The sequence below is a fragment of the Stenotrophomonas maltophilia genome (assembly GCF_001274595.1).
Taxonomy (GTDB): domain Bacteria; phylum Pseudomonadota; class Gammaproteobacteria; order Xanthomonadales; family Xanthomonadaceae; genus Stenotrophomonas; species Stenotrophomonas forensis.
Genome location: NZ_CP011010.1, coordinates 1336851 through 1355320 on the forward strand (window position 1 = coordinate 1336851; position 18470 = coordinate 1355320).

The 18470-nt window shown below is 64.2% G+C and carries 14 protein-coding genes; 10 read left to right on the forward strand and 4 right to left on the reverse strand.

Going from position 1 to position 18470, the window contains the following annotated elements; translation table 11 throughout:
• Window positions 1-126: 126 nt before the first annotated feature.
• A protein-coding gene (locus tag VN11_RS22175) for an IS3-like element ISPa39 family transposase (RefSeq protein ID WP_086009122.1) occupies window positions 127-1286 on the reverse strand; the annotation gives its coding sequence in 2 pieces (ribosomal slippage) (window positions 127-1028 and window positions 1028-1286; 1161 coding nt in all).
• Window positions 1287-1371: 85 nt separating this feature from the next.
• Complete coding sequence (locus VN11_RS22180) at window positions 1372-2055, reverse strand: hypothetical protein (protein WP_148564942.1); 684 nt, start codon at window positions 2053-2055, stop codon at window positions 1372-1374.
• Between the two features lie 181 nt (window positions 2056-2236).
• On the opposite strand from VN11_RS22180, the gene VN11_RS06200 reads away from it, so the two are divergent.
• Window positions 2237-3396 (forward strand): IS3-like element ISPa39 family transposase gene (locus tag VN11_RS06200; RefSeq protein WP_086009122.1). Its coding sequence is split into 2 segments (ribosomal slippage): window positions 2237-2495 and window positions 2495-3396, totalling 1161 coding nucleotides; the frame shifts between segments, so codons are not numbered across the junction.
• Here VN11_RS06200 and VN11_RS22185 read toward each other — a convergent pair.
• The gene (locus VN11_RS22185; protein ID WP_187299799.1) at window positions 3389-4453 is read right to left on the reverse strand and encodes a hypothetical protein; all 1065 of its coding nucleotides are present in this window, start codon (window positions 4451-4453) and stop codon (window positions 3389-3391) included. The two genes, VN11_RS06200 and VN11_RS22185, sit on opposite strands and share 8 nt — an antisense overlap.
• A 160-nt stretch (window positions 4454-4613) precedes the next feature.
• On the opposite strand from VN11_RS22185, the gene VN11_RS06205 reads away from it, so the two are divergent.
• The 6 genes from VN11_RS06205 (at window position 4614) to cyoD (ending at window position 10289) form a co-directional block, all read left to right on the forward strand.
• Window positions 4614-4871, forward strand: coding sequence for a hypothetical protein (locus tag VN11_RS06205; RefSeq protein ID WP_053449128.1), 258 nt, complete (start codon window positions 4614-4616; stop codon window positions 4869-4871).
• A 648-nt stretch (window positions 4872-5519) separates the two neighbouring features.
• Window positions 5520-5957 carry a hypothetical protein gene (locus VN11_RS06210; RefSeq protein ID WP_428992460.1) on the forward strand — a complete coding sequence of 146 codons (438 nt, stop codon included), beginning with the start codon at window positions 5520-5522 and terminating at the stop codon, window positions 5955-5957.
• Between the two features lie 315 nt (window positions 5958-6272).
• Window positions 6273-7313, forward strand: a complete 1041-nt coding sequence (gene cyoA, locus VN11_RS06215) for a ubiquinol oxidase subunit II (RefSeq protein WP_008267587.1) — start codon at window positions 6273-6275, stop codon at window positions 7311-7313.
• A 2-nt stretch (window positions 7314-7315) separates the two neighbouring features.
• Window positions 7316-9313: a cytochrome o ubiquinol oxidase subunit I gene (cyoB, locus tag VN11_RS06220; protein WP_040008505.1), complete on the forward strand. Its 1998-nt coding sequence runs from the start codon at window positions 7316-7318 to the stop codon at window positions 9311-9313.
• Window positions 9310-9948 carry a cytochrome o ubiquinol oxidase subunit III gene (gene cyoC, locus VN11_RS06225; protein WP_053449130.1) on the forward strand — a complete coding sequence of 213 codons (639 nt, stop codon included), beginning with the start codon at window positions 9310-9312 and terminating at the stop codon, window positions 9946-9948. The genes cyoB and cyoC overlap by 4 nt, the downstream gene beginning before the upstream one ends.
• Entirely contained in the window at window positions 9948-10289 is a 342-nt protein-coding gene (gene cyoD, locus VN11_RS06230) for a cytochrome o ubiquinol oxidase subunit IV (protein WP_005408584.1), read from the forward strand. The genes cyoC and cyoD overlap by 1 nt, the downstream gene beginning before the upstream one ends.
• Before the next feature lie 117 nt (window positions 10290-10406).
• On the opposite strand, the gene VN11_RS06235 is transcribed toward cyoD, so the two are convergent.
• Window positions 10407-12467: a putative bifunctional diguanylate cyclase/phosphodiesterase gene (locus tag VN11_RS06235; RefSeq protein WP_053449131.1), complete on the reverse strand. Its 2061-nt coding sequence runs from the start codon at window positions 12465-12467 to the stop codon at window positions 10407-10409.
• A gap of 150 nt (window positions 12468-12617) precedes the next feature.
• On the opposite strand from VN11_RS06235, the gene radA reads away from it, so the two are divergent.
• From radA to VN11_RS06250, 3 genes are all read left to right on the forward strand, one after another.
• A complete protein-coding gene (gene radA / locus VN11_RS06240; RefSeq protein ID WP_006425111.1) occupies window positions 12618-13994 on the forward strand; it encodes a DNA repair protein RadA in 1377 nt (458 codons plus the stop codon).
• A gap of 175 nt (window positions 13995-14169) precedes the next feature.
• On the forward strand, window positions 14170-16026 hold the full coding sequence (locus VN11_RS06245; RefSeq protein ID WP_053449132.1) for an ATP-binding protein: 1857 nt from the start codon (window positions 14170-14172) through the stop codon (window positions 16024-16026).
• 48 nt (window positions 16027-16074) lie between these two features.
• The gene (locus VN11_RS06250) at window positions 16075-18381 is read left to right on the forward strand and encodes a tetratricopeptide repeat protein (RefSeq protein ID WP_053449133.1); all 2307 of its coding nucleotides are present in this window, start codon (window positions 16075-16077) and stop codon (window positions 18379-18381) included.
• The last annotated feature ends 89 nt before the right edge of the window (window positions 18382-18470 follow it).

Sequence of the window (18470 nt, forward strand, 5' to 3'; positions counted from 1 at the left end):
GAAGAGCTGGCTTATCCTTGGTGAATGAGAGGTTCGCGCGGAACTCGTTCGGATCATTGAATTGATTGCTGCTACTCCGGAGGCATGTTGCCTGCTGTGACCTGCCCCCTTTCTCAGGGCCACTAGCTACTTAGTAGAGTCCAGGTTGGGGAGCATACCGCTCCGGTGGGTCAGGTTTCGATCAGCGGTCGAACCAGTCAAGGCACCTTCGTTGCGCAGCGCGGCGGCGAACTCGGCAGGCGTGCATTTGGGCAGTGAGCTGTGCGGACGCACCTCGTTGTAGTCCTTGCGCCAGATGGCGATTACCGCCCGTGCGTGCTCGAGCGAGATAAACCAGTTTTCGTTCAAGCATTCGTCCCGGAACTTGCCGTTGAAGCTCTCCACATAGGCGTTCTGCGTGGGTTTCCCTGGCTGGGTCAGCACAAGCGTCACGCCGTTGGCGGTCGCCCACTGGTCCAGCGCCCGGCCGGTAAACTCGGGTCCCTGGTCGGTCCTGATCGCCGCGGGGTAGCCGCGGAAACGGCATACCGCATCCAGGATGTCGGCCACGTTCTGGCCATTTATCCTCCGGCCGACGGCGATTTCCACCGCTTCCTTGGTGCAATCGTCCACCACCGTCAGGCACTTGATCGGGCGCCCGTTGGCCAGGGCGTCGAAGACGAAGTCCATCGACCAGGTGTGGTTGGGCCCCGACGGCAGCTGCAGCGGACGGCGCTCGACGGCCACGCGATCGCGCTTGCGGCGCTTGCGCACCGCCAGGCCAGCGTTGCGGTACAGCCGGTAGATTCGCTTGTGGTTGGCGATCCAGCCCTCCCGTTCCAGCAGGATGTGCAGCCGTCGGTAGCCGAACCGGCGACGTTCGCCCGCCAACGCAACGAGCCTGGCCTGCAACGGCGCGTTCGCCATGCGCGGCTGGTAGTGCAACACGCTGCGTGACAAGCCCAGTGCCCGGCAGGCCCGCCGCTCCGACAGGCCCAGCTTCGCCCGCACGTCCGCGACGGCAGCCCGTCGCGTCGGCGGGCTCAGTATTTTCCCCGCGCCACGATCCTCAGCGCTTCGTTGTCCAACATCGACTCGGCCAACAGCTTTTTGAGCCGCGCGTTCTCCGCTTCCAGTGCCTTCAGGCGCTTGGCGTCGGGCACATCCATGCCGCCGAACTTGCGCCGCCACAGGTAGAACGACGCGTCACTGAAGCCGTGCTTGCGGCAAAGCTCCTTGACCGGCGTGCCGGCGGCCGCCTGCTTCAGGAAGCCGATGATCTGCTCTTCGGTGTATCGCTTCTTCATGTCCGTCCTCTTGTGAGACGGACTCTACTAAGATCAGGTTGGCCCGGAAAACGGGGGGCAGGTCAGCTGCGCTTGAATGCACCTGTTAAGTTCTGGCGCCGATTACCGTCAGTGTTCCGCCTAGACCTGCGACTTGGTGAGCCGCGCTGTTCAGTAGCGTGCATAGTTGGTAATGGGGCTTGGTGCTGGCTTTATTTCGAAACGCTTTGCGCAGCGTATGTGGCTGAACAATAACGACGTGGACATTGATTCTCGCGGCGCTCCATTTCGCGACCGCATTGACAAAGCCGATGGCATTGGCGTGCGTTGTCACGCCGTTTGTGACTGTCCAGGCGGGCTTTGTGTTTGCCGTGCCGATGCGATTGCTCAGTGCTGCCAGTAGGTTTGCCTTGTTAAGGTGATTGATGTTCTTTATGGCTTGGTTGATAACGACGTCATGTGCGGATACCGAAATCAACCGCGTGGGCTGGGCGGAGTTTGCGGCTTTCACATGAATCAATGTTAGGTGGTGATGATTGTCTATTGTTGTTGCATGGAGGAAATCGGATATTTCCCCGGATCCGTCGTCGCAAAGGAGCCAGTCATTACTCGATTTCATCCTTATGTGAGAAAGACGCTTCGCTTTTGATCCCCTGCATATTGCCAAGTAAACCCAAGAGAACAAAGAGTCTTCTCCTGAGGTGCCAATATTAGATAGGAATGCGCCTGTAGCCGGGGCGATCGGCTTCTCTTTAGTCAGGTCGAAGTTGGAGAAGTCTCCCCAGTACATTCCATTAAAGGGCGCGTTCTTGTAGCTTATTTCGTAGCATGCTCCGCCCGTGATCGAATGGCCGCTGTCGTACCACGCTTGCAGTAGTGGTGCATGAGAGAAGATGCGGGCGAACTTGACCTGCCCCCCGTTTTCCGGGCCAACCTGATCTTAGTAGAGTCCGTCTCACAAGAGGACGGACATGAAGAAGCGATACACCGAAGAGCAGATCATCGGCTTCCTGAAGCAGGCGGCCGCCGGCACGCCGGTCAAGGAGCTTTGCCGCAAGCACGGCTTCAGTGACGCGTCGTTCTACCTGTGGCGGCGCAAGTTCGGCGGCATGGATGTGCCCGACGCCAAGCGCCTGAAGGCACTGGAAGCGGAGAACGCGCGGCTCAAAAAGCTGTTGGCCGAGTCGATGTTGGACAACGAAGCGCTGAGGATCGTGGCGCGGGGAAAATACTGAGCCCGCCGACGCGACGGGCTGCCGTCGCGGACGTGCGGGCGAAGCTGGGCCTGTCGGAGCGGCGGGCCTGCCGGGCACTGGGCTTGTCACGCAGCGTGTTGCACTACCAGCCGCGCATGGCGAACGCGCCGTTGCAGGCCAGGCTCGTTGCGTTGGCGGGCGAACGTCGCCGGTTCGGCTACCGACGGCTGCACATCCTGCTGGAACGGGAGGGCTGGATCGCCAACCACAAGCGAATCTACCGGCTGTACCGCAACGCTGGCCTGGCGGTGCGCAAGCGCCGCAAGCGCGATCGCGTGGCCGTCGAGCGCCGTCCGCTGCAGCTGCCGTCGGGGCCCAACCACACCTGGTCGATGGACTTCGTCTTCGACGCCCTGGCCAACGGGCGCCCGATCAAGTGCCTGACGGTGGTGGACGATTGCACCAAGGAAGCGGTGGAAATCGCCGTCGGCCGGAGGATAAATGGCCAGAACGTGGCCGACATCCTGGATGCGGTATGCCGTTTCCGCGGCTACCCCGCGGCGATCAGGACCGACCAGGGACCCGAGTTTACCGGCCGGGCGCTGGACCAGTGGGCGACCGCCAACGGCGTGACGCTTGTGCTGACCCAGCCAGGGAAACCCACGCAGAACGCCTATGTGGAGAGCTTCAACGGCAAGTTCCGGGACGAATGCTTGAACGAAAACTGGTTTATCTCGCTCGAGCACGCACGGGCGGTAATCGCCATCTGGCGCAAGGACTACAACGAGGTGCGTCCGCACAGCTCACTGCCCAAATGCACGCCTGCCGAGTTCGCCGCCGCGCTGCGCAACGAAGGTGCCTTGACTGGTTCGACCGCTGATCGAAACCTGACCCACCGGAGCGGTATGCTCCCCAACCTGGACTCTACTAAGTAGCTAGTGGCCCTGAGAAAGGGGGCAGGTCAAACTCTTGAAGCTTTCCATTCTGCCGTGGCTGGACGCCAACCTTGGTCGTGTTGAAGCCAAGCTTTCCAGAATTAAGGGTCGGCTCGGCGTGTAGCTCGCCGAGGTAGGATCGGAGTCCGTTATTCCTATGGTGAACCTTCAGCCTGATGATGTTGTCTTGGGTAATCTGATGAATAGGCTCGAAATCATATTCCTGCCTGAGCTTGCTCAGTAGAGATGACCTTCCTGTGCCGAGGGTAATGCCGCTCGGGTTTTCGCTATCGACTATGCTGAAATCGAATAGCCCCTTCATTGCGGCTGTCTCACTGATAGGGTGAGATACGATTTCAAGCGGTTTGCTCGAAACCTTTCCTTTTGCCTTTCGGAGTATTTCAGTGAGCGCGTTACATGCTGCCAGGAACTCGGGCCATGTGTTCATCCGGTACAGCCAGAGGTAGGATTCGGTCAGGTTTACACCGAATGTCCGCTCCGTGCGAAGCAGCTCTACATTGCCTCGTAGCGAATTGTACGAGTAGCTTTGATCGCCGCTTGGGTCTAGTGCGAGCTCAAGGTTGGAGCCAGTTATTGCTTTGCTGTCTGCCTTGACAGCGGTGCGATTGTGTATGCCGTGCAGCCATAGTGTCTTGACGGTACTTCCTTCAATGAAGGCGTAGTTCAGGACGTCACGCGCGATCTTGCTTACATCAAAATTCTCGGAATCTAGAAGATCAAGGATTTCATCCTTCACGTCATTGTCTGAACAGTGAAAGATGAAATACCCATTGACAAGGCCTACGCTGAAATAGGCATGGGTCGTCTCCAATACCTGGGATCTAGGAGCCCAGTGAGGTGGGCGTTGATATGAGAAGAAGCACGTGATGTAACTCGACCCATCTGCGGAGTCTTGGTCATGTGCTGTCCATTGTGCATGGAATGCCTGGCTGATTCGCTTCTTCAGCCTCTGCACAACAAGAATCAAGCCGCCGGGCTTCTCTGAGCGCGCTAGAACCACGCCACAGTAGGGCACAATGTCGTCAGTTGTGAGCATCGCTTCTCCGCATGGTTGCCCCCTAGCAACGCAAGATGCTTTCCGTGCTTCCTGAAAGCGGATGAGCGCAGTTTTATCCTTGAATGTGATGTACGTCAACTTGTGCTTCTGTGCGCCCGTGATGCCTTGTATCTAAGAAGAGACCAGAAGGTGAAGTGAAATGAAACGGTCTATCTCCTCCCGTCTGCAATCCCTGTTGATTGAAATCGCAGCGAAGCACAACTTTCAGTTGTCTGAAGAAGGCTTTATAAACCCGGTTGAACTTGATCGCGAGTTGCTGATCAATGCCTTGGTTCAGGAGTTGTTGGAGACTGGTTTGGGAGCTGACGATGAGCCCAATCAACGAGGCCTGGAGATCGAAGAGATCATTGATTTCGTCGTTTCCATCTCTGGACCGCCTGATGCGCGAGGCGGGTGAATAGCCGCTGATGTCGACTCCCAAGCGGCGAGTCGTAGGTTCGATTTCTGCTTGCGGCTTCAGTTGCAATGAAAAGCCCCGCTTCTGGTCGGGGCTTTTTTGTTTGTGCTTCGGTAGCGCAGCGCCATGGCCGCGGGGGAGGGGCTGCACAGTAGTGCCAGCCCATGGCTGGCAAAACGGAAGCTAATCACCTGTCGCTTTCTGCATGTTTGGTTTGCCAGTTGCGACAAATCCCACAGCGCCGCCAACTGTCTATCCATTCGGCCAGCCCGCTTCATACAACTATTGGTAAGCGGGAAACGTCACTGACCTTAAGGGCCTGCAGTCCATTTGCGGCACCGCATGTCGTTGCCGCCTAAGCATCAGCGCACTCGCGTCTTCTCGTGTCGCCCCCGCCATGTACTGCGCATGCAACAATTCGTACCGCTCCTTTCGATGCATCCGAACCTTTCGGATTTTTCTCATTGAATCGAAAGTGCAGGCGTATACACCATGGCGCGCCACCGAAAAAGGGTGGCCGGGCGTGCAAACCCGTTCATAGCTGTAAGCGCTTGCCAGCCGGCACCGTCCTGAAGCGGTGCCGGCTGGCAATCCGTCGGCCTATATGGCGGGCGGTGCGTGGGGGTCTTCGGACCCGCCGGTTTAGCTATGTCCGGTTTGCAACCCGCACCGTCCGCCACCCGCTTTCGCACGGGGGCGCTGTTAAGTACAGCCACGGAAGCCGACGTTATGACCACTCGCAAGATTCCGCCATTCCCCGTCGATGAACCCACCAACGACGACGACAACCCGTCCTTTGACCTCAGCACCTTCCAGGGCTGCCTCAAGCGCATCCGCGATGGCGAAGGGTCCGATGGCATGCTGTGGCCGGAAGAGAACCTGTCAGACGGCCGCCGCCAGTCCCTGGCCAGGATCGACCGCGCGGCGGTGGGCATGCTGACGGCGGTGGAGATGCTGCATGCGGCCAGTCGCTGCGAATCCATGGCCACGCCCGACCGGCATCTGGACGAGGGCGTCGTCGAGGGGCTGTTCTTCGCATGCCGCGAACTGGCTGAACTGGTGTGCAGGGAAGTACGGCCGTCCTGACCTTCCGCGCATGGCTGAACACGTTCAGTAGGCTTTGCCGGTCCGGTGGCTTTGGCGTGGCCGGGCCCGATGCTACGCTGCGTGCCCGTGCGGCTGGACAGCCCGCGGGCGCGCGGTGCGACAACGTGTCGCAGCCAGATCGGCGCCTTTCCTGCGCTCGATCATTGTCAATGCCTTTCTTAAATGGTGGGTGACGGCCTAAAATTGTAGGGCTGACTCGACCCCACCTCCCTGCCTGTCCCCGGACCGGTGGGACCGGCTTTGGCCGGAACAGGCAGGACGGGGAACGGCATTCCCTCGCAATTGGATCGACCGATGATTCCGTTGAAAACCCTTGGGCGCTGGTTGCGCCCGGGCCTGCTGCTGTCGTTGCTGGTGATGCTCACCGGCTGCGATGCCGTGGCCATCCTCAGTCCGAAGGGCCAGATCGGCCAGGATGAGAAGACCCTGCTGATCACGGCTACCGTGCTCATGCTGCTGGTCGTCATCCCGGTCATCATCATGACCCTGACCTTCGCGTGGAAGTATCGCGCCTCCAACACCAAGGCCCGCTACGAGCCGAAGTGGTCCCACTCGACGGCGATCGAGGTGGTGGTGTGGTCCATTCCGTGCATGATCGTGCTGGTGCTGGCGGTCCTGACCTGGCGTTCGTCGCACGCGCTTGACCCGTACAAGCCGCTGGAATCGGACGTCAAGCCGGTCACCATCGAGGCAATCTCGCTGGACTGGAAGTGGCTGTTCATCTATCCGGAAGAGAAGGTGGCGGTCGTCAACGAAATCAAGTTCCCGGTCAACACGCCGCTGAACTTCAAGATCACGTCCGACACGGTGATGAATGCCTTCTTCATCCCGCACCTGGGCAGCATGATCTACTCGATGGCTGCGATGGAGACCAAGCTCCATCTGATCGCCAACGAGACCGGTGAATTCCCGGGCATGTCCTCGCACTACAGCGGCGCGGGCTTCGCCAAGATGCATTTCACCGCCTACTCGGTCACCGATGCCGAATACCGCCAGTGGCTGGACCAGGTCCGTGCCGGCGAGCAGACCTTGGACAAGGCCTCGTTCAAGGCCCTGGGTGAAGCACGCAACGCCGAGTGGTACCCGGTCACCTACTTCGGCAAGACCGAAGAAGGCCTGTTCAACTGGGTCATCGCCAAGCACATGGGCGACAACAAGCACTACGGCATGAAGCACGAACACGCCGGTGCCGCCGCTGCCGATGCCGCCAGCCATGAAGCGCACGAGGGCCACGCCCCCAGTGACGCGCATGATTCCAAGGAATCGGGTGAAAACCTGGATGCCAACGAACACGAACACGCAGGCCATGCCGGCCACGCGGGTTCGGGAGAATGAACATGTTGGGAAAACTCTCTATTGAGTCGATCCCCCACGATCCGATCGTGCTGACCACCCTGGTCGGTGCGGTGCTGGGTGGCCTGGGCGTCATGGCCCTGATCACCAAGTTCAAGCTGTGGGGCTATCTGTGGAAAGAGTGGTTCACCTCGGTGGACCACAAGAAGATCGGCGTGATGTACCTCATCGTCGCCTTCGTCATGCTGCTGCGCGGTTTCTCCGACGCCATCATGATGCGTACCCAGCAGGCGCTCGCCGTCGGCGGGTCCGAGGGTTACCTGCCGCCGCACCACTACGACCAGATCTTCACCGCCCACGGCGTGATCATGATCTTCTTCGTGGCGATGCCGCTGATCACCGGCCTGATGAACCTGGCCGTGCCGCTGCAGATCGGTGCGCGCGACGTCGCGTTCCCGTTCGTCAACTCGCTCAGCTTCTGGCTGTTCGTGTCCGGCGCGGTGCTGATCATGCTGTCGCTGTGGATCGGTGAGTTCGCTGCCACCGGCTGGCTGGCGTTCCCGCCGTTGTCGGGCATCGAATACAGTCCAAGCGTCGGCATGGACTACTACATCTGGGGTCTACAGGTCGCAGGCCTGGGTACCACGCTGAGCGGTATCAACTTCTTCATCACCATCCTGAAGATGCGTACGCCCAGCATGAAGCTGATGCAGATGCCGGTGTTCACCTGGACTGCCCTGGTGACCAACGTGCTGATCGTCGCTGCCTTCCCGGTGCTGACCATCACCCTGGTGCTGCTGACCCTGGACCGTTACCTGGGTACGCACTTCTTCACCAATGACGGTGGCGGCAACGCCATGCTGTACATCAACCTGATCTGGATCTGGGGCCACCCGGAGGTGTACATCCTGGTCCTGCCGGCGTTCGGTGTGTTCTCCGAAGTCATCGCGACCTTCTCGCGCAAGGCGCTGTTCGGTTACAAGGGCATGGTCTACGCCACCGCCTGCATCGGCGTGCTGTCGTTCATCGTGTGGCTGCACCACTTCTTCACCATGGGCTCGGGTGCCAACGTCAATGCCTTCTTCGGCATCACGACGATGATCATCTCGATCCCGACCGGCGTGAAGATCTTCAACTGGCTGTTCACCATGTTCCGCGGTCGCGTGCAGTTCACCACGCCCGTGCTGTGGACCATCGGCTTCATGGTCACCTTCACCATCGGCGGCATGACCGGCGTGATGCTGGCGATCCCGGCCATCGACTTCGTGCTGCACAACAGCCTGTTCCTGATCGCCCACTTCCACAACGTCATCATCGGCGGCGTGGTGTTCGGAATGTTCGCCGGCATCACCTACTGGTGGCCGAAGATGTTCGGCTTCCGCCTCAATGAGTTCTGGGGCAAGTGCGCGTTCTGGTGCTGGTTCATCGGCTTCTACGTGACCTTCATGCCGATGTACGTGCTGGGCTTCATGGGCATGACCCGTCGCCTGCAGAGCACCGTCAACCCGGCCTACGAGCCGCTGCTGCTGGTGGCCGCTGCAGGTGCCTTCATCGTCGGCGCCGGCATCCTGTGCCAGATCATCCAGGTGGCCGTGTCGATCCGCGACCGCAAGAAGACTGCCGACCTGACCGGCGACCCGTGGGATGCCCGTACGCTGGAGTGGGAAACCTCTTCGCCGCCGGCCTTCTACAACTTCGGCACGCTGCCGGAAGTCACCGAGCTGGACGATTTCTGGGAGCGCAAGCAGCGTGGTGAAGCCTGGCCGAAGCCGGCCAAGTACACCGACATCCACATGCCGCGCAACACCGGCACGGGCGTTGTCATCGGTGCCTTCAGCCTGGTGTTCGGCTTCGCGATGATCTGGCACATCTGGTGGCTGGCCATCGTCGGCTTCGTCGGCATGATCGCCACGTTCATCTACCGCACCTTCGACCAGGACGTGGACTACTGGGTCCCGGCCGCCGAGGTGGAACGCATCGAGAACGAACACCGCAAGCACCTGGAAAACCAGGGCCTGGTGAAGTCGGAGCTGAAGGCATGAGCACCAATACCTCGACCCTGAGCCACGGGCACGCCGCGCATGCGGCGGCCCATGGCCATGACGACCACGAGCACCACGACACCGGCGGCAACACCGTCTTCGGTTTCTGGGTGTACCTGATGAGCGACTGCCTCATCTTCGCCTCGCTGTTTGCCACCTACGTGGTGCTGTCCGGCGGTACCGATGGCGGCCCCGGCGCGAAGGACCTGTTCGAGCTGCCGTTCGTGGCGTGGGAAACCGCGCTGCTGCTGACCTCGTCGCTGACCTTCGGCCTGGGCATGATCGCCATGCACCGCAAGCAGGTCGGCCAGATGTTCCTGTGGCTGGCGGTCACCTGGCTGCTGGGCTTCGGCTTCATGTGCATGGAAGTCTATGAATTCCAGCACCTGATCCATCAGGGCTACGGTCCGGACCGCAGTGCCTTCCTGTCGGCGTTCTTCGCCCTGGTCGGTACCCACGGCCTGCACGTCAGCGCCGGCCTGCTGTGGCTGCTGGTGATGTTCGTGCAGCTGAAGAAGTACGGCCTGACCCCGACCAACAAGACCCGCATGGCGTGCCTGAGCCTGTTCTGGCACTTCCTGGACCTGATCTGGATCGGCGTGTTCTCCGTCGTCTACCTCAATGGAGCGCTGTAATGGCACATGACAACCATGCACACGACCACGGCACCGGCGGCGAAAGCCATGGCACCGTGAAGTCGTACCTGATCGGCTTCGTGCTGGCGGTGGTGCTGACCGTCATCCCGTTCTGGATGGTGATGTCGGGTGATTTCTCGCGCACCGTCAACGGTGTGGTGATCGCGATCACCGCGGTACTGCAGATGCTGGTCCACCTGGTGTTCTTCCTGCACCTGGACCGCTCTTCGGAAAGCCGCTGGAACGTCAACGCTGCGGCCTTCACCGTGGTGGTGATCGGCATCATCGTGGTCGGTACCCTGTGGGTCATGCACAACATGAACGTGCACATGATGCACTGACGTCCCCGCGACGTTGCCACGCAGAAAGGCCGCCCCGGGGCGGCCTTTTTGTTTTTCCGTTGTCCGGTAGTGCCGGCCGCTGGCCGGCAATCGCGGGAAGCCGGCCAGCGGCCGGCTCTACCCCGCCACCTTGCGCAGGAATTCCTCGGCCTCCATCGGCCGGCCCAGGTGGTACCCCTGCAGCTGGTCGCAGCCCAGCTCGCTCAGGTACTCGCGCTGCGCCTGGGTCTCCACGCCTTCGGCCACCACCTGCAGCTGCAGGGTGCGGCCCAGCGCGATGATTGACGAGACGATGGCGGCATCCTCGTCATTGCGTTCCAGGTCGTGCACGAAGGCGCGGTCGATCTTCAGTTCGGTGGCCGGCATGCGCTTGAGGTACAGCAGGCTGGAATAGCCGGTGCCGAAATCGTCGATGGCAATGTGCACGCCCATCGCGGTGAGGTCGTTGAGGATCGCCAGGCTGGCATCGACATCCTTCATCGCCGTGGTCTCGGTGATCTCCAGGGTCAGCCGTGCCGGTTCGATCCGGTGCCGCTGCAGCACCTCGCGCACGCTGTCCAGCAGCGCCGGCGAGGCGAACTGCAACGGCGACAGGTTCACCGCCATCGACCATTCCGCATGGCCGGCCTCGTGCCACGCACGCAGCTGCGCACACGCACGGTCCAGCACCCAGTCGCCAATCGGCAGGATCAGGCCGCTGCGCTCGGCGATGGGGATGAACACATCCGGGGCCAGCAGGCCCAGCTCCGGGTGTTGCCAGCGCAGCAGCGCCTCGGCGCCGGTGGCCGGTGCGCCCGCGGCCGGGAACTTGGGCTGGTAATGCAGGATCAGTTCGTCGCGGGCGATGGCCTTGCGCAGGTCCTGCAGCAGGCGCAGCTGGCGGTTGGCGCTCAGCTGCATCGACGGGGTGAAGAAGGTGTAGCCGTTCCGGCCGGTTTCCTTGGTGTGGTACATCGCCGCATCGGCATGCGCCATCAGCTCGCGCTCGTTGCCGGCATCGTCCGGGTACAGCGCGATGCCGAGGCTGGCGCTGACCTGCAGTTCGGCCGCATCCAGCGTGAACGGCTCGCCGGCTGCGGCGATGATGCGCTCGGCCACCACCACCGCATCGTCGGGAATGTCGATGGCCAGCACGATCACGAACTCGTCGCCGCCGAGGCGGGCGAAGGTATCCTGCGGCCGCAGCAGGCCGCCGATGCGCTGCGCCACCGCCACCAGCAGGCGGTCGCCCAGCTGGTGGCCGTAGGCATCGTTGACCGCCTTGAAGCCGTCCAGGTCGCAGAACATCACCGCCACCGTATGGCCGCGGCGGCGCGCCTTCTCGATGGCCTGCTCGATGCGGTCCTGCAGCAGCATGCGGTTGGGCAGCTGGGTGAGCGGGTCGTGCAGCGCGGCCTGGATCAGCTTGTTGTTGGCGCGCGCCAGCGAATCTGCCAGCAGCCCGGTGCGTACGCGCATCTGCCGATCGAACAGCGAGGCGACCAGCGCGATGCCCAGCGTGGCCACGGTGGTGACGATCACCAGCATCGCCAGCCAGCGGGTGTCGATGGCGCCGCTGCCGACCGCGCCGCAGATGCTGCCTTCGGGGAAGCGCGCCGCGGCCATGCCGGTGTAATGCATGCCGACGATGGCCAGGCCCATCACCAGCGAGGCCAGTGCGCGCAGGCGCAGGGTGTTGTGCTGCTCGGCACGCAGGCGGAAGGCGATCCACAGCGCGGCGCCGGCGGCACCGATGGCCACCGCGATCGATGCGGCGAACCAGCCCGGGTGGTAATCGATGCCCGGCTGCATGCGCATCGCCGCCATGCCGAGGTAGTGCATGGTGGCGATGCCCAGCCCCATCAGTACCGCGCCAGCCAGCAGTCGTCGCCACGGCAGGCTGGGCCGCGACACCAGCCACAGCGCATAGGCCGAGGCACCAATGGAGACCGCCAGCGAGTACAGGGTGATGCCGAGGTCGTAGCCGACTGGAATCGGCAGGTCGAAGGCCAGCATGCCGATGAAGTGCATCGACCAGATGCCCAGGCCCATCGCCGCCGCGCCCCCTGCCAGCCACCAGCGGGCCACGCGGCCTTCGGCGGTGGCCAGGCGGCCGGCCATGTCCAGCGCGGTGTACGAAGCAAGAATGGCCACCAGCAGCGAGATGGCAACCAGGCTCTGACTGTAACTGCCAGTCATGTTGAATCCAGTGGGAGGAGGGAGGGGCGCCCGCAAGGCGCACGCCCGCGACCCCTATCGGCGCGGGTGGGCGGGACTTGAGCGGTCGCAGCACCTGCGACCCGGCTCGGCTATCCTGCCACGCCTGTTCCCGTTGCTGGAAATCATCCGATGGCCAAAGCCCGCACCGCCTACGTCTGCAATGAATGCGGCGCCGAATACAGCAAGTGGCAGGGCCAGTGCACCGAGTGCAATGCCTGGAACTCGCTGTCGGAGATCGTGCTGGAGAGCGCGGCGGCGGCCAAGGCGCCGGCCTCGCGCCGGGCCGGTTGGGCCGGCAAGATCGATCCGCCGAAGATCACCGCGTTGAAGGATGTTGAGCAGACCGAGCACCGCCGGGTCTCCACCGGCATCGGCGAGTTCGACCGCGTGCTGGGCGGCGGCCTGGTCGAAGGTGCGGTGGTGCTGGTCGGTGGCGATCCGGGCATCGGCAAGTCGACCCTGCTGTTGCAGGCGGTGGCCAAGATGGCGGCCGAGCTGCCGGTGCTGTATGTCACCGGCGAGGAGTCGCTGGCCCAGGTGGCCGGCCGTGCGCATCGGCTGGAGCTGCCGCTGGACGGAGTGAATGCGCTGGCCGAGACCGGGGTTGAATCGATCCTGCAGCATGCGTCCAGGGCCGGCCCGCGGCTGATCGTGGCCGATTCGGTGCAGACCCTGTGGACCGAAAGCCTGACCGCCGCGCCCGGCTCGGTCAGCCAGGTGCGCGAGAGCGCGGCACGGCTGGTGCGCTTCGCCAAGGAGACCGGCACCGCCGTGTTCCTGGTCGGCCACGTGACCAAGGAGGGCGGCATCGCCGGCCCGCGCGTGCTGGAGCACATGGTCGATGCGGTGCTGTACTTCGAGGGTGAGAGCGGCAGCCGCTTCCGCCTGTTGCGCGCGTTCAAGAACCGCTTCGGTGCGGTCAACGAGCTGGGCGTGTTCGCGATGGGCGACAAGGGCCTGAAGGAGGTCTCCAATCCGTCGGCGATCTTCCTGTCCGGGGGCAGTACCCACCAGCCGGGCAGCTGCGTGATGGTCACCCGCGAGGGCACCCGGCCGCTGCTGGTGGAGGTGCAGGCGCTGGTCGATGCCTCGCCGCTGTCGAATCCGCGCCGTGTCGCCGTTGGCCTGGAGCAGAACCGCCTGGCCATGCTGCTGGCGGTGCTGCACCGCCACGGCGGCGTGCTGGTTGGCGACCAGGACGTGTTCGTCAATGTGGTCGGTGGCATCCGCGTACAGGAAACCGCCGCCGACCTGCCGGTGCTGCTGGCGGTGCTGTCCTCGCTGCAGGACCGGCCGCTGGCGGAGAAGACGATTGCCTTTGGCGAGGTCGGCCTGTCCGGCGAGATCCGCCCGGTGCCCAATGGCGAAGACCGCCTGCGCGAGGCCGCCACCCATGGGTTCAAGCGCGCCATCGTGCCCAAGGCCAATGCGCCCAAGGGCGGCTCGGTGAAGGGCATGGAAGTGATCGCGGTGGAGCGGTTGTCCGAGGCCATCGACGCGGCGTGATGCAGGTTACGTAGAGTCGAGCTTGCCCGACTGCTGGCAGAACAGCAGTCGAGCAAGCTCGACTCTACGTGGATGCGGCGGCCGACACGGTACCGGTCAGGCTTGCTGTGCTAGTTTTTCCCGCTCGACGAAGACGTCCTCTGGCGCCTTTCCGTGCCCAGGAGTAAACGATTACATGCAGGACACCGCGCTCACCGCCCCCAACGCCGAAATCCGTCGCGCCGGGGTCGATCTCAATGGACTGATGACGGTGCTGGGCAAGCACCTGTATTCCACCCCGATGGTGGCGCTGCGCGAACTGGTGCAGAACGCGCACGACTCGATCATCCGCCGGCGCATCGAGCAGCCTGGCGTCGATGTGCCCTCGCGCATCGCGGTGCAGGTCGATGCCGGTGCCGGCGTGCTGCGCATCACCGATACCGGCGCCGGCCTGACCCGCCAGGAAATCCATGACTACCTCGCCACCGTCGGCGTTGGTTACACCCGTGGCCTGCGCCAGGGCGGCGAGGACGACGACGGCTTGATCGGCATGTTCGGCCTGGGCTTCCTGTCGGCGTTCGTGCTGGCGCGCCGGGTCAGCGTGCGCACCACTTCCTACCAGACGCCCGAGCTGGGCCATCTGTACGTGTCCAGCAATGCCGAGCAGTACACCGTCAGCGAAGTGCCGGCACGTGCGGTCGGCACCGAGGTGGAGCTGGAGCTGCATCCGGATTTCCTGCCGCTGGCCAACGAGGCGCGCCTGCACGAGGTGCTGGGCCGCTACTGCGCGCTGCTGTCCGAGCCGATCTTCATCGGCGCCGCAGCCGAGGCGCTCAACCCTGAGCCGCCGCCGTGGCGCGGCCAGCATGATGTCGCGCTGCATCCGGTGCAGGCGCGCCGGCAGGCGTTGCAGTTCGCCGCACGCTTCGAGCACGATTTCGAACCGATCGTGACCGTGCCGCTGCGTGCCGATGGCCGCAGTGATGCCACCGGCCTGCTGTGGGTGCAGGACGGCGCCACCTATGGCACCAGCGACAACCGCAACCTGTCGGTATTCGTGCGCGGCATGCTGCTGGACGATGATGCGCGCGACCTGCTGCCGCCGTGGGCCGGGTTCATCGGCGGGGTGATCGAATCATCCCGTCTCACGCCCACCGCCAGCCGCGAAGACCTGCAGCGCGATGACCAGTACCGTGCCGTGCAGCATGCGTTGCTGGAGGCATTGATCGACGGCCTGGCCGACGTTGCGCGACAGCAGCCGGAAGCGTGGCGGCGTGTACTGAGCCGCCACAACGAGGCGCTGCTGGGCGCGGCGCTGTGCGACGACCGCCTGTTCGACCTGCTGCTGGAACACGTGCGCGTGCCGACCTCGCAGGGCGACCTGCCGGCCAGTGCATTGCCGGCACGCGGTGCCGTGCACGTGATCCTCGACAACGGTGGCGGCTTCGAGGAAATGCTGTTCCGCGCGATGGGCGTGCCGGTCGCGCATGGCCATCGCTATGCGGTGGTGCCGTTCCTGCGGCGCTGGGCCCAGGCCAAGGGCCTGCGCCTGGTCGAACTCGGCACCGAGCAGGGCAATCGTGCGTTGTTCCGCAGCGACGACAGCCTCGACGAAGCACAGCTGGCATGGTTGCGTGAGCAGCTGGGCGACGGTGAGCAGCTGCTGCCGGCGCGCTTCAGCCCGGAGGCGCTGCCGGTGGTGGTGGTGCCCGACCGCGAGGCCGAACTGAAGCAGCGCCTGGAAGACGACGAGAACGACAAGCGTGTGTCGATGGCGGCGCTGCGCCTGGCGCGGCAGTTCACCGCGCGCATCGAATCGCGCGCGCCGTCGCGGCTGTATCTCAATCTCGACAATCCGGCGGTACAGGCGCTGCTGCGCGCCCAGCGCGAGGGCCATCCGCAGGCCGAAGCCGCGGCGCGCCTGCTGCGCTCGCTGAAGATCATCGTTGCCGCGCAGGGCCGTCCGCTGGCCCGCGCGACCGGCACGCCGGGCCCGGATCTCAACGGCGCCTTCTCCGATATTGCCGGTGCCCTGCAGCAGATGCTGCGCTGAGCACCGCCCCCTCTCATCCAGCCTTCGCTAGACAGGAGCACTTATCCCATGGACATCTGGAACTGGGTCGAAAAACTGCAGGGCGACCTGCGCCAGGCCGGCCAGGCGCAGAACGCGCACCTGCTGAACCGCCTCGCCGACGAGGTGAGTGAACTGCGTGTCGACCGCGTCGACGCGCTGCTGCCCGAGGCGCGCGCGCTGGGCAAGGCGCTGGACAACCCGTGGGTCGACGTCTACGTCGGCCATTGGGCGCTGCGCAACCGTGTCGGCAATCGTGTCGAGGGCGAGAGCGCGCTGGGCGAAGCGGTGGCGCTGTTCGAGCGGGCGCACCGCGAGGACACGCTGGAGTGCCCGCAGTCGATCTGCGTGACCCAGGACCTGGCCGCCTGCTACGGCAACATCGATGGCCCCGGCTGGGTGCCCGAGCGCATCGAGGTGTGCGATGAAACGCTGGCGCGCATCAATCCCGGCTGGGCCTGCTTCCAGTGCCTGAGCTGCGAGAAGGCCGACGCGCTGCTCGACGATGGTCGCGGCCAGGATGCGCTCGACTACCTGCAGGTGCAGTCCGATGCGATCGAGGCCTGTGGCAAGGAAGTGTTCGACAGCTTCCCGGAGATGCAGATCAAGATCCTGCTGGGCATGGGGCGCGCCGAGGAGGCGCTGGTGCTGATCGAGAAGCGCGAGGCCGAAGTGGCCGCGTCCGGTGAGTACGAGCCGGCCAACTGCACGGTGCCGCGCCGCCTGTCCAAGGCCTGGGCGCTGGCCCAGCTGGGACGCGATGAAGAGGCGCTGCAGCAGCTGGTGCCCTGGAGTGAACTGACCCCCACCTACTGGCGGCTGTGGGCGAACACCGCCGCCGCGCTGTGCCAGCGCGATCCGGCACGCAACAGCTGGGATCTGGGCACGCGTTACTCCACCATCATCGAGCACTTCGCCCAGGTCGGTTCGCACCGCCTGCTGATCGAAGTGGCTGCGCTGAGCGTGGAGCTGGCCCTGCAGCGCGGTGCGCGCTGGGTCGCGCAGCGCCAGCTGGCACTGGCCCGCACCCATCTGGCGCAGTTGCGCCAGGACCGCGGTGCGGCGGCGCTGGTGGCTGGGCTGGCCGCGCGCATCGAGGCGTTGCCGGAGGTGGCACCGCTGCCGGTTCCCGCGGGCGACCTGCTGGCGTGGCTGAGCGAGCAGGGCGAGCAGAACCAGTCGCGTGACCCCGAACGCGAGGCGCAATGGCTGCTGCAGGCACAGGCGCAACTGCCCGATGACGAAGCGCTGGCCGAGACAGCGGCTTCTGCGCTGGCTGCCTGCGGTGCGCAGGCCGAGGCGCGCGCGCTGCTGTGGCAGTTCGTGCAGGCGCACGCGCAGGAAGACGGCCCGGCGGCCTACACCCTGATGCGCTGGCTGACCGAGCAGGGCGATGACGATGGCCTGCGTCGCCTGGCCGACGTCTATCGCGGCAGCGTGCCGGTGTTCGCGCACTGGTGCGAGGTGCAACGCGCCCGCCGCGTGTCCGACTGGCCGGCGCTGGAGCAGGCCGCACAGGCGTTGCTGGCGGCCTCGCCGGGCTCGCACGGTGCACGCGGTACGCTGGCGCGGATGTACATGGAAACCGGCCGCTTCAGCGAAGCACAGGCCTGCTATGCGCAGCTGGTGGAGCTGCTGGAAGAACCCAACGCCGCGCATTGGGACCACATGAGCGCGGCCAGTGCGGCGCGCGACTGGGACGCGGTGCGCCGCTCGGCGGCGGCGATCGGCATGGAGCTGTCCAGCCAGGACGGCGTGGTCGAGGAGCCCTGGGGCTGGGTGATCATCCGCAGCGAAGAGCATGGCGAGCCGATGGAGTACTACGCGCGCCGCAGCGGCCCGGTCACCGCGCGCATCGTCGAAAACGCACCGGCCAACCGCGCCCAGCAGGTGGGCGACTGGGTGGTGTTCGATGCCGCGCTGGTGCATCCGGCACCGGAAGAGGAGGAAGCGCGCGAGCATTTCATCCCGACCTACGCACAGGTGCATGTGCTGGAGCGCGGCGGCTTTGCCCGCAGCTGGCTGATCGATGGCGCGCACCCGGGCGAAGAGGCCTGGAACGCCTTTGTTGAAGCCGCCGAAGCACAGGGTTGGCAGGTCTGGTCGCACAGCCGCCCGGACTACACCGTGACCGATCCGGACGCGGACGAGGGCACCCTGCCGGGCGTGCTGTTCACCGTGGCCCAGCCGCAGGACCATGCGCCGCTGGCGCTGCATCGCTTCCTGCAGCAGCAGACCGCGACGTGGCCACATCCGCACTGCTGGCTGCGCCTGGCTGAAGCCTGTGACCAGGACCGCCAGCCGCACCTGGACGTGATCGAGCGCTACGGGTTGTAAGCCCGGTATCGGGTAGTGCCGGCCGCTGGCCGGCAGCGCCATGCGACCCTGTGTTGCCGGCCAGCGGCCGGCACTACCCCAAGGAGAGA

Excerpts from the sequence above, each read along its gene's own strand:
- VN11_RS22180 (WP_148564942.1), bottom strand. The coding sequence starts at position 2,055 with ATGTACTGGGGAGACTTCTCCAACTTCGACCTGACTAAAGAGAAGCCG.
- VN11_RS06205 (WP_053449128.1), top strand. The coding sequence starts at position 4,614 with ATGAAACGGTCTATCTCCTCCCGTCTGCAATCCCTGTTGATTGAAATC.
- cyoB (WP_040008505.1), top strand. The coding sequence starts at position 7,316 with ATGTTGGGAAAACTCTCTATTGAGTCGATCCCCCACGATCCGATCGTG.
- VN11_RS06210 (WP_428992460.1), top strand. The coding sequence starts at position 5,520 with ATGTCCGGTTTGCAACCCGCACCGTCCGCCACCCGCTTTCGCACGGGG.
- radA (WP_006425111.1), top strand. The coding sequence starts at position 12,618 with ATGGCCAAAGCCCGCACCGCCTACGTCTGCAATGAATGCGGCGCCGAA.
- cyoD (WP_005408584.1), top strand. The coding sequence starts at position 9,948 with ATGGCACATGACAACCATGCACACGACCACGGCACCGGCGGCGAAAGC.
- VN11_RS06245 (WP_053449132.1), top strand. The coding sequence starts at position 14,170 with ATGCAGGACACCGCGCTCACCGCCCCCAACGCCGAAATCCGTCGCGCC.
- VN11_RS06235 (WP_053449131.1), bottom strand. The coding sequence starts at position 12,467 with ATGACTGGCAGTTACAGTCAGAGCCTGGTTGCCATCTCGCTGCTGGTG.
- cyoA (WP_008267587.1), top strand. The coding sequence starts at position 6,273 with ATGATTCCGTTGAAAACCCTTGGGCGCTGGTTGCGCCCGGGCCTGCTG.
- cyoC (WP_053449130.1), top strand. The coding sequence starts at position 9,310 with ATGAGCACCAATACCTCGACCCTGAGCCACGGGCACGCCGCGCATGCG.
- VN11_RS22185 (WP_187299799.1), bottom strand. The coding sequence starts at position 4,453 with ATGCTCACAACTGACGACATTGTGCCCTACTGTGGCGTGGTTCTAGCG.
- VN11_RS06250 (WP_053449133.1), top strand. The coding sequence starts at position 16,075 with ATGGACATCTGGAACTGGGTCGAAAAACTGCAGGGCGACCTGCGCCAG.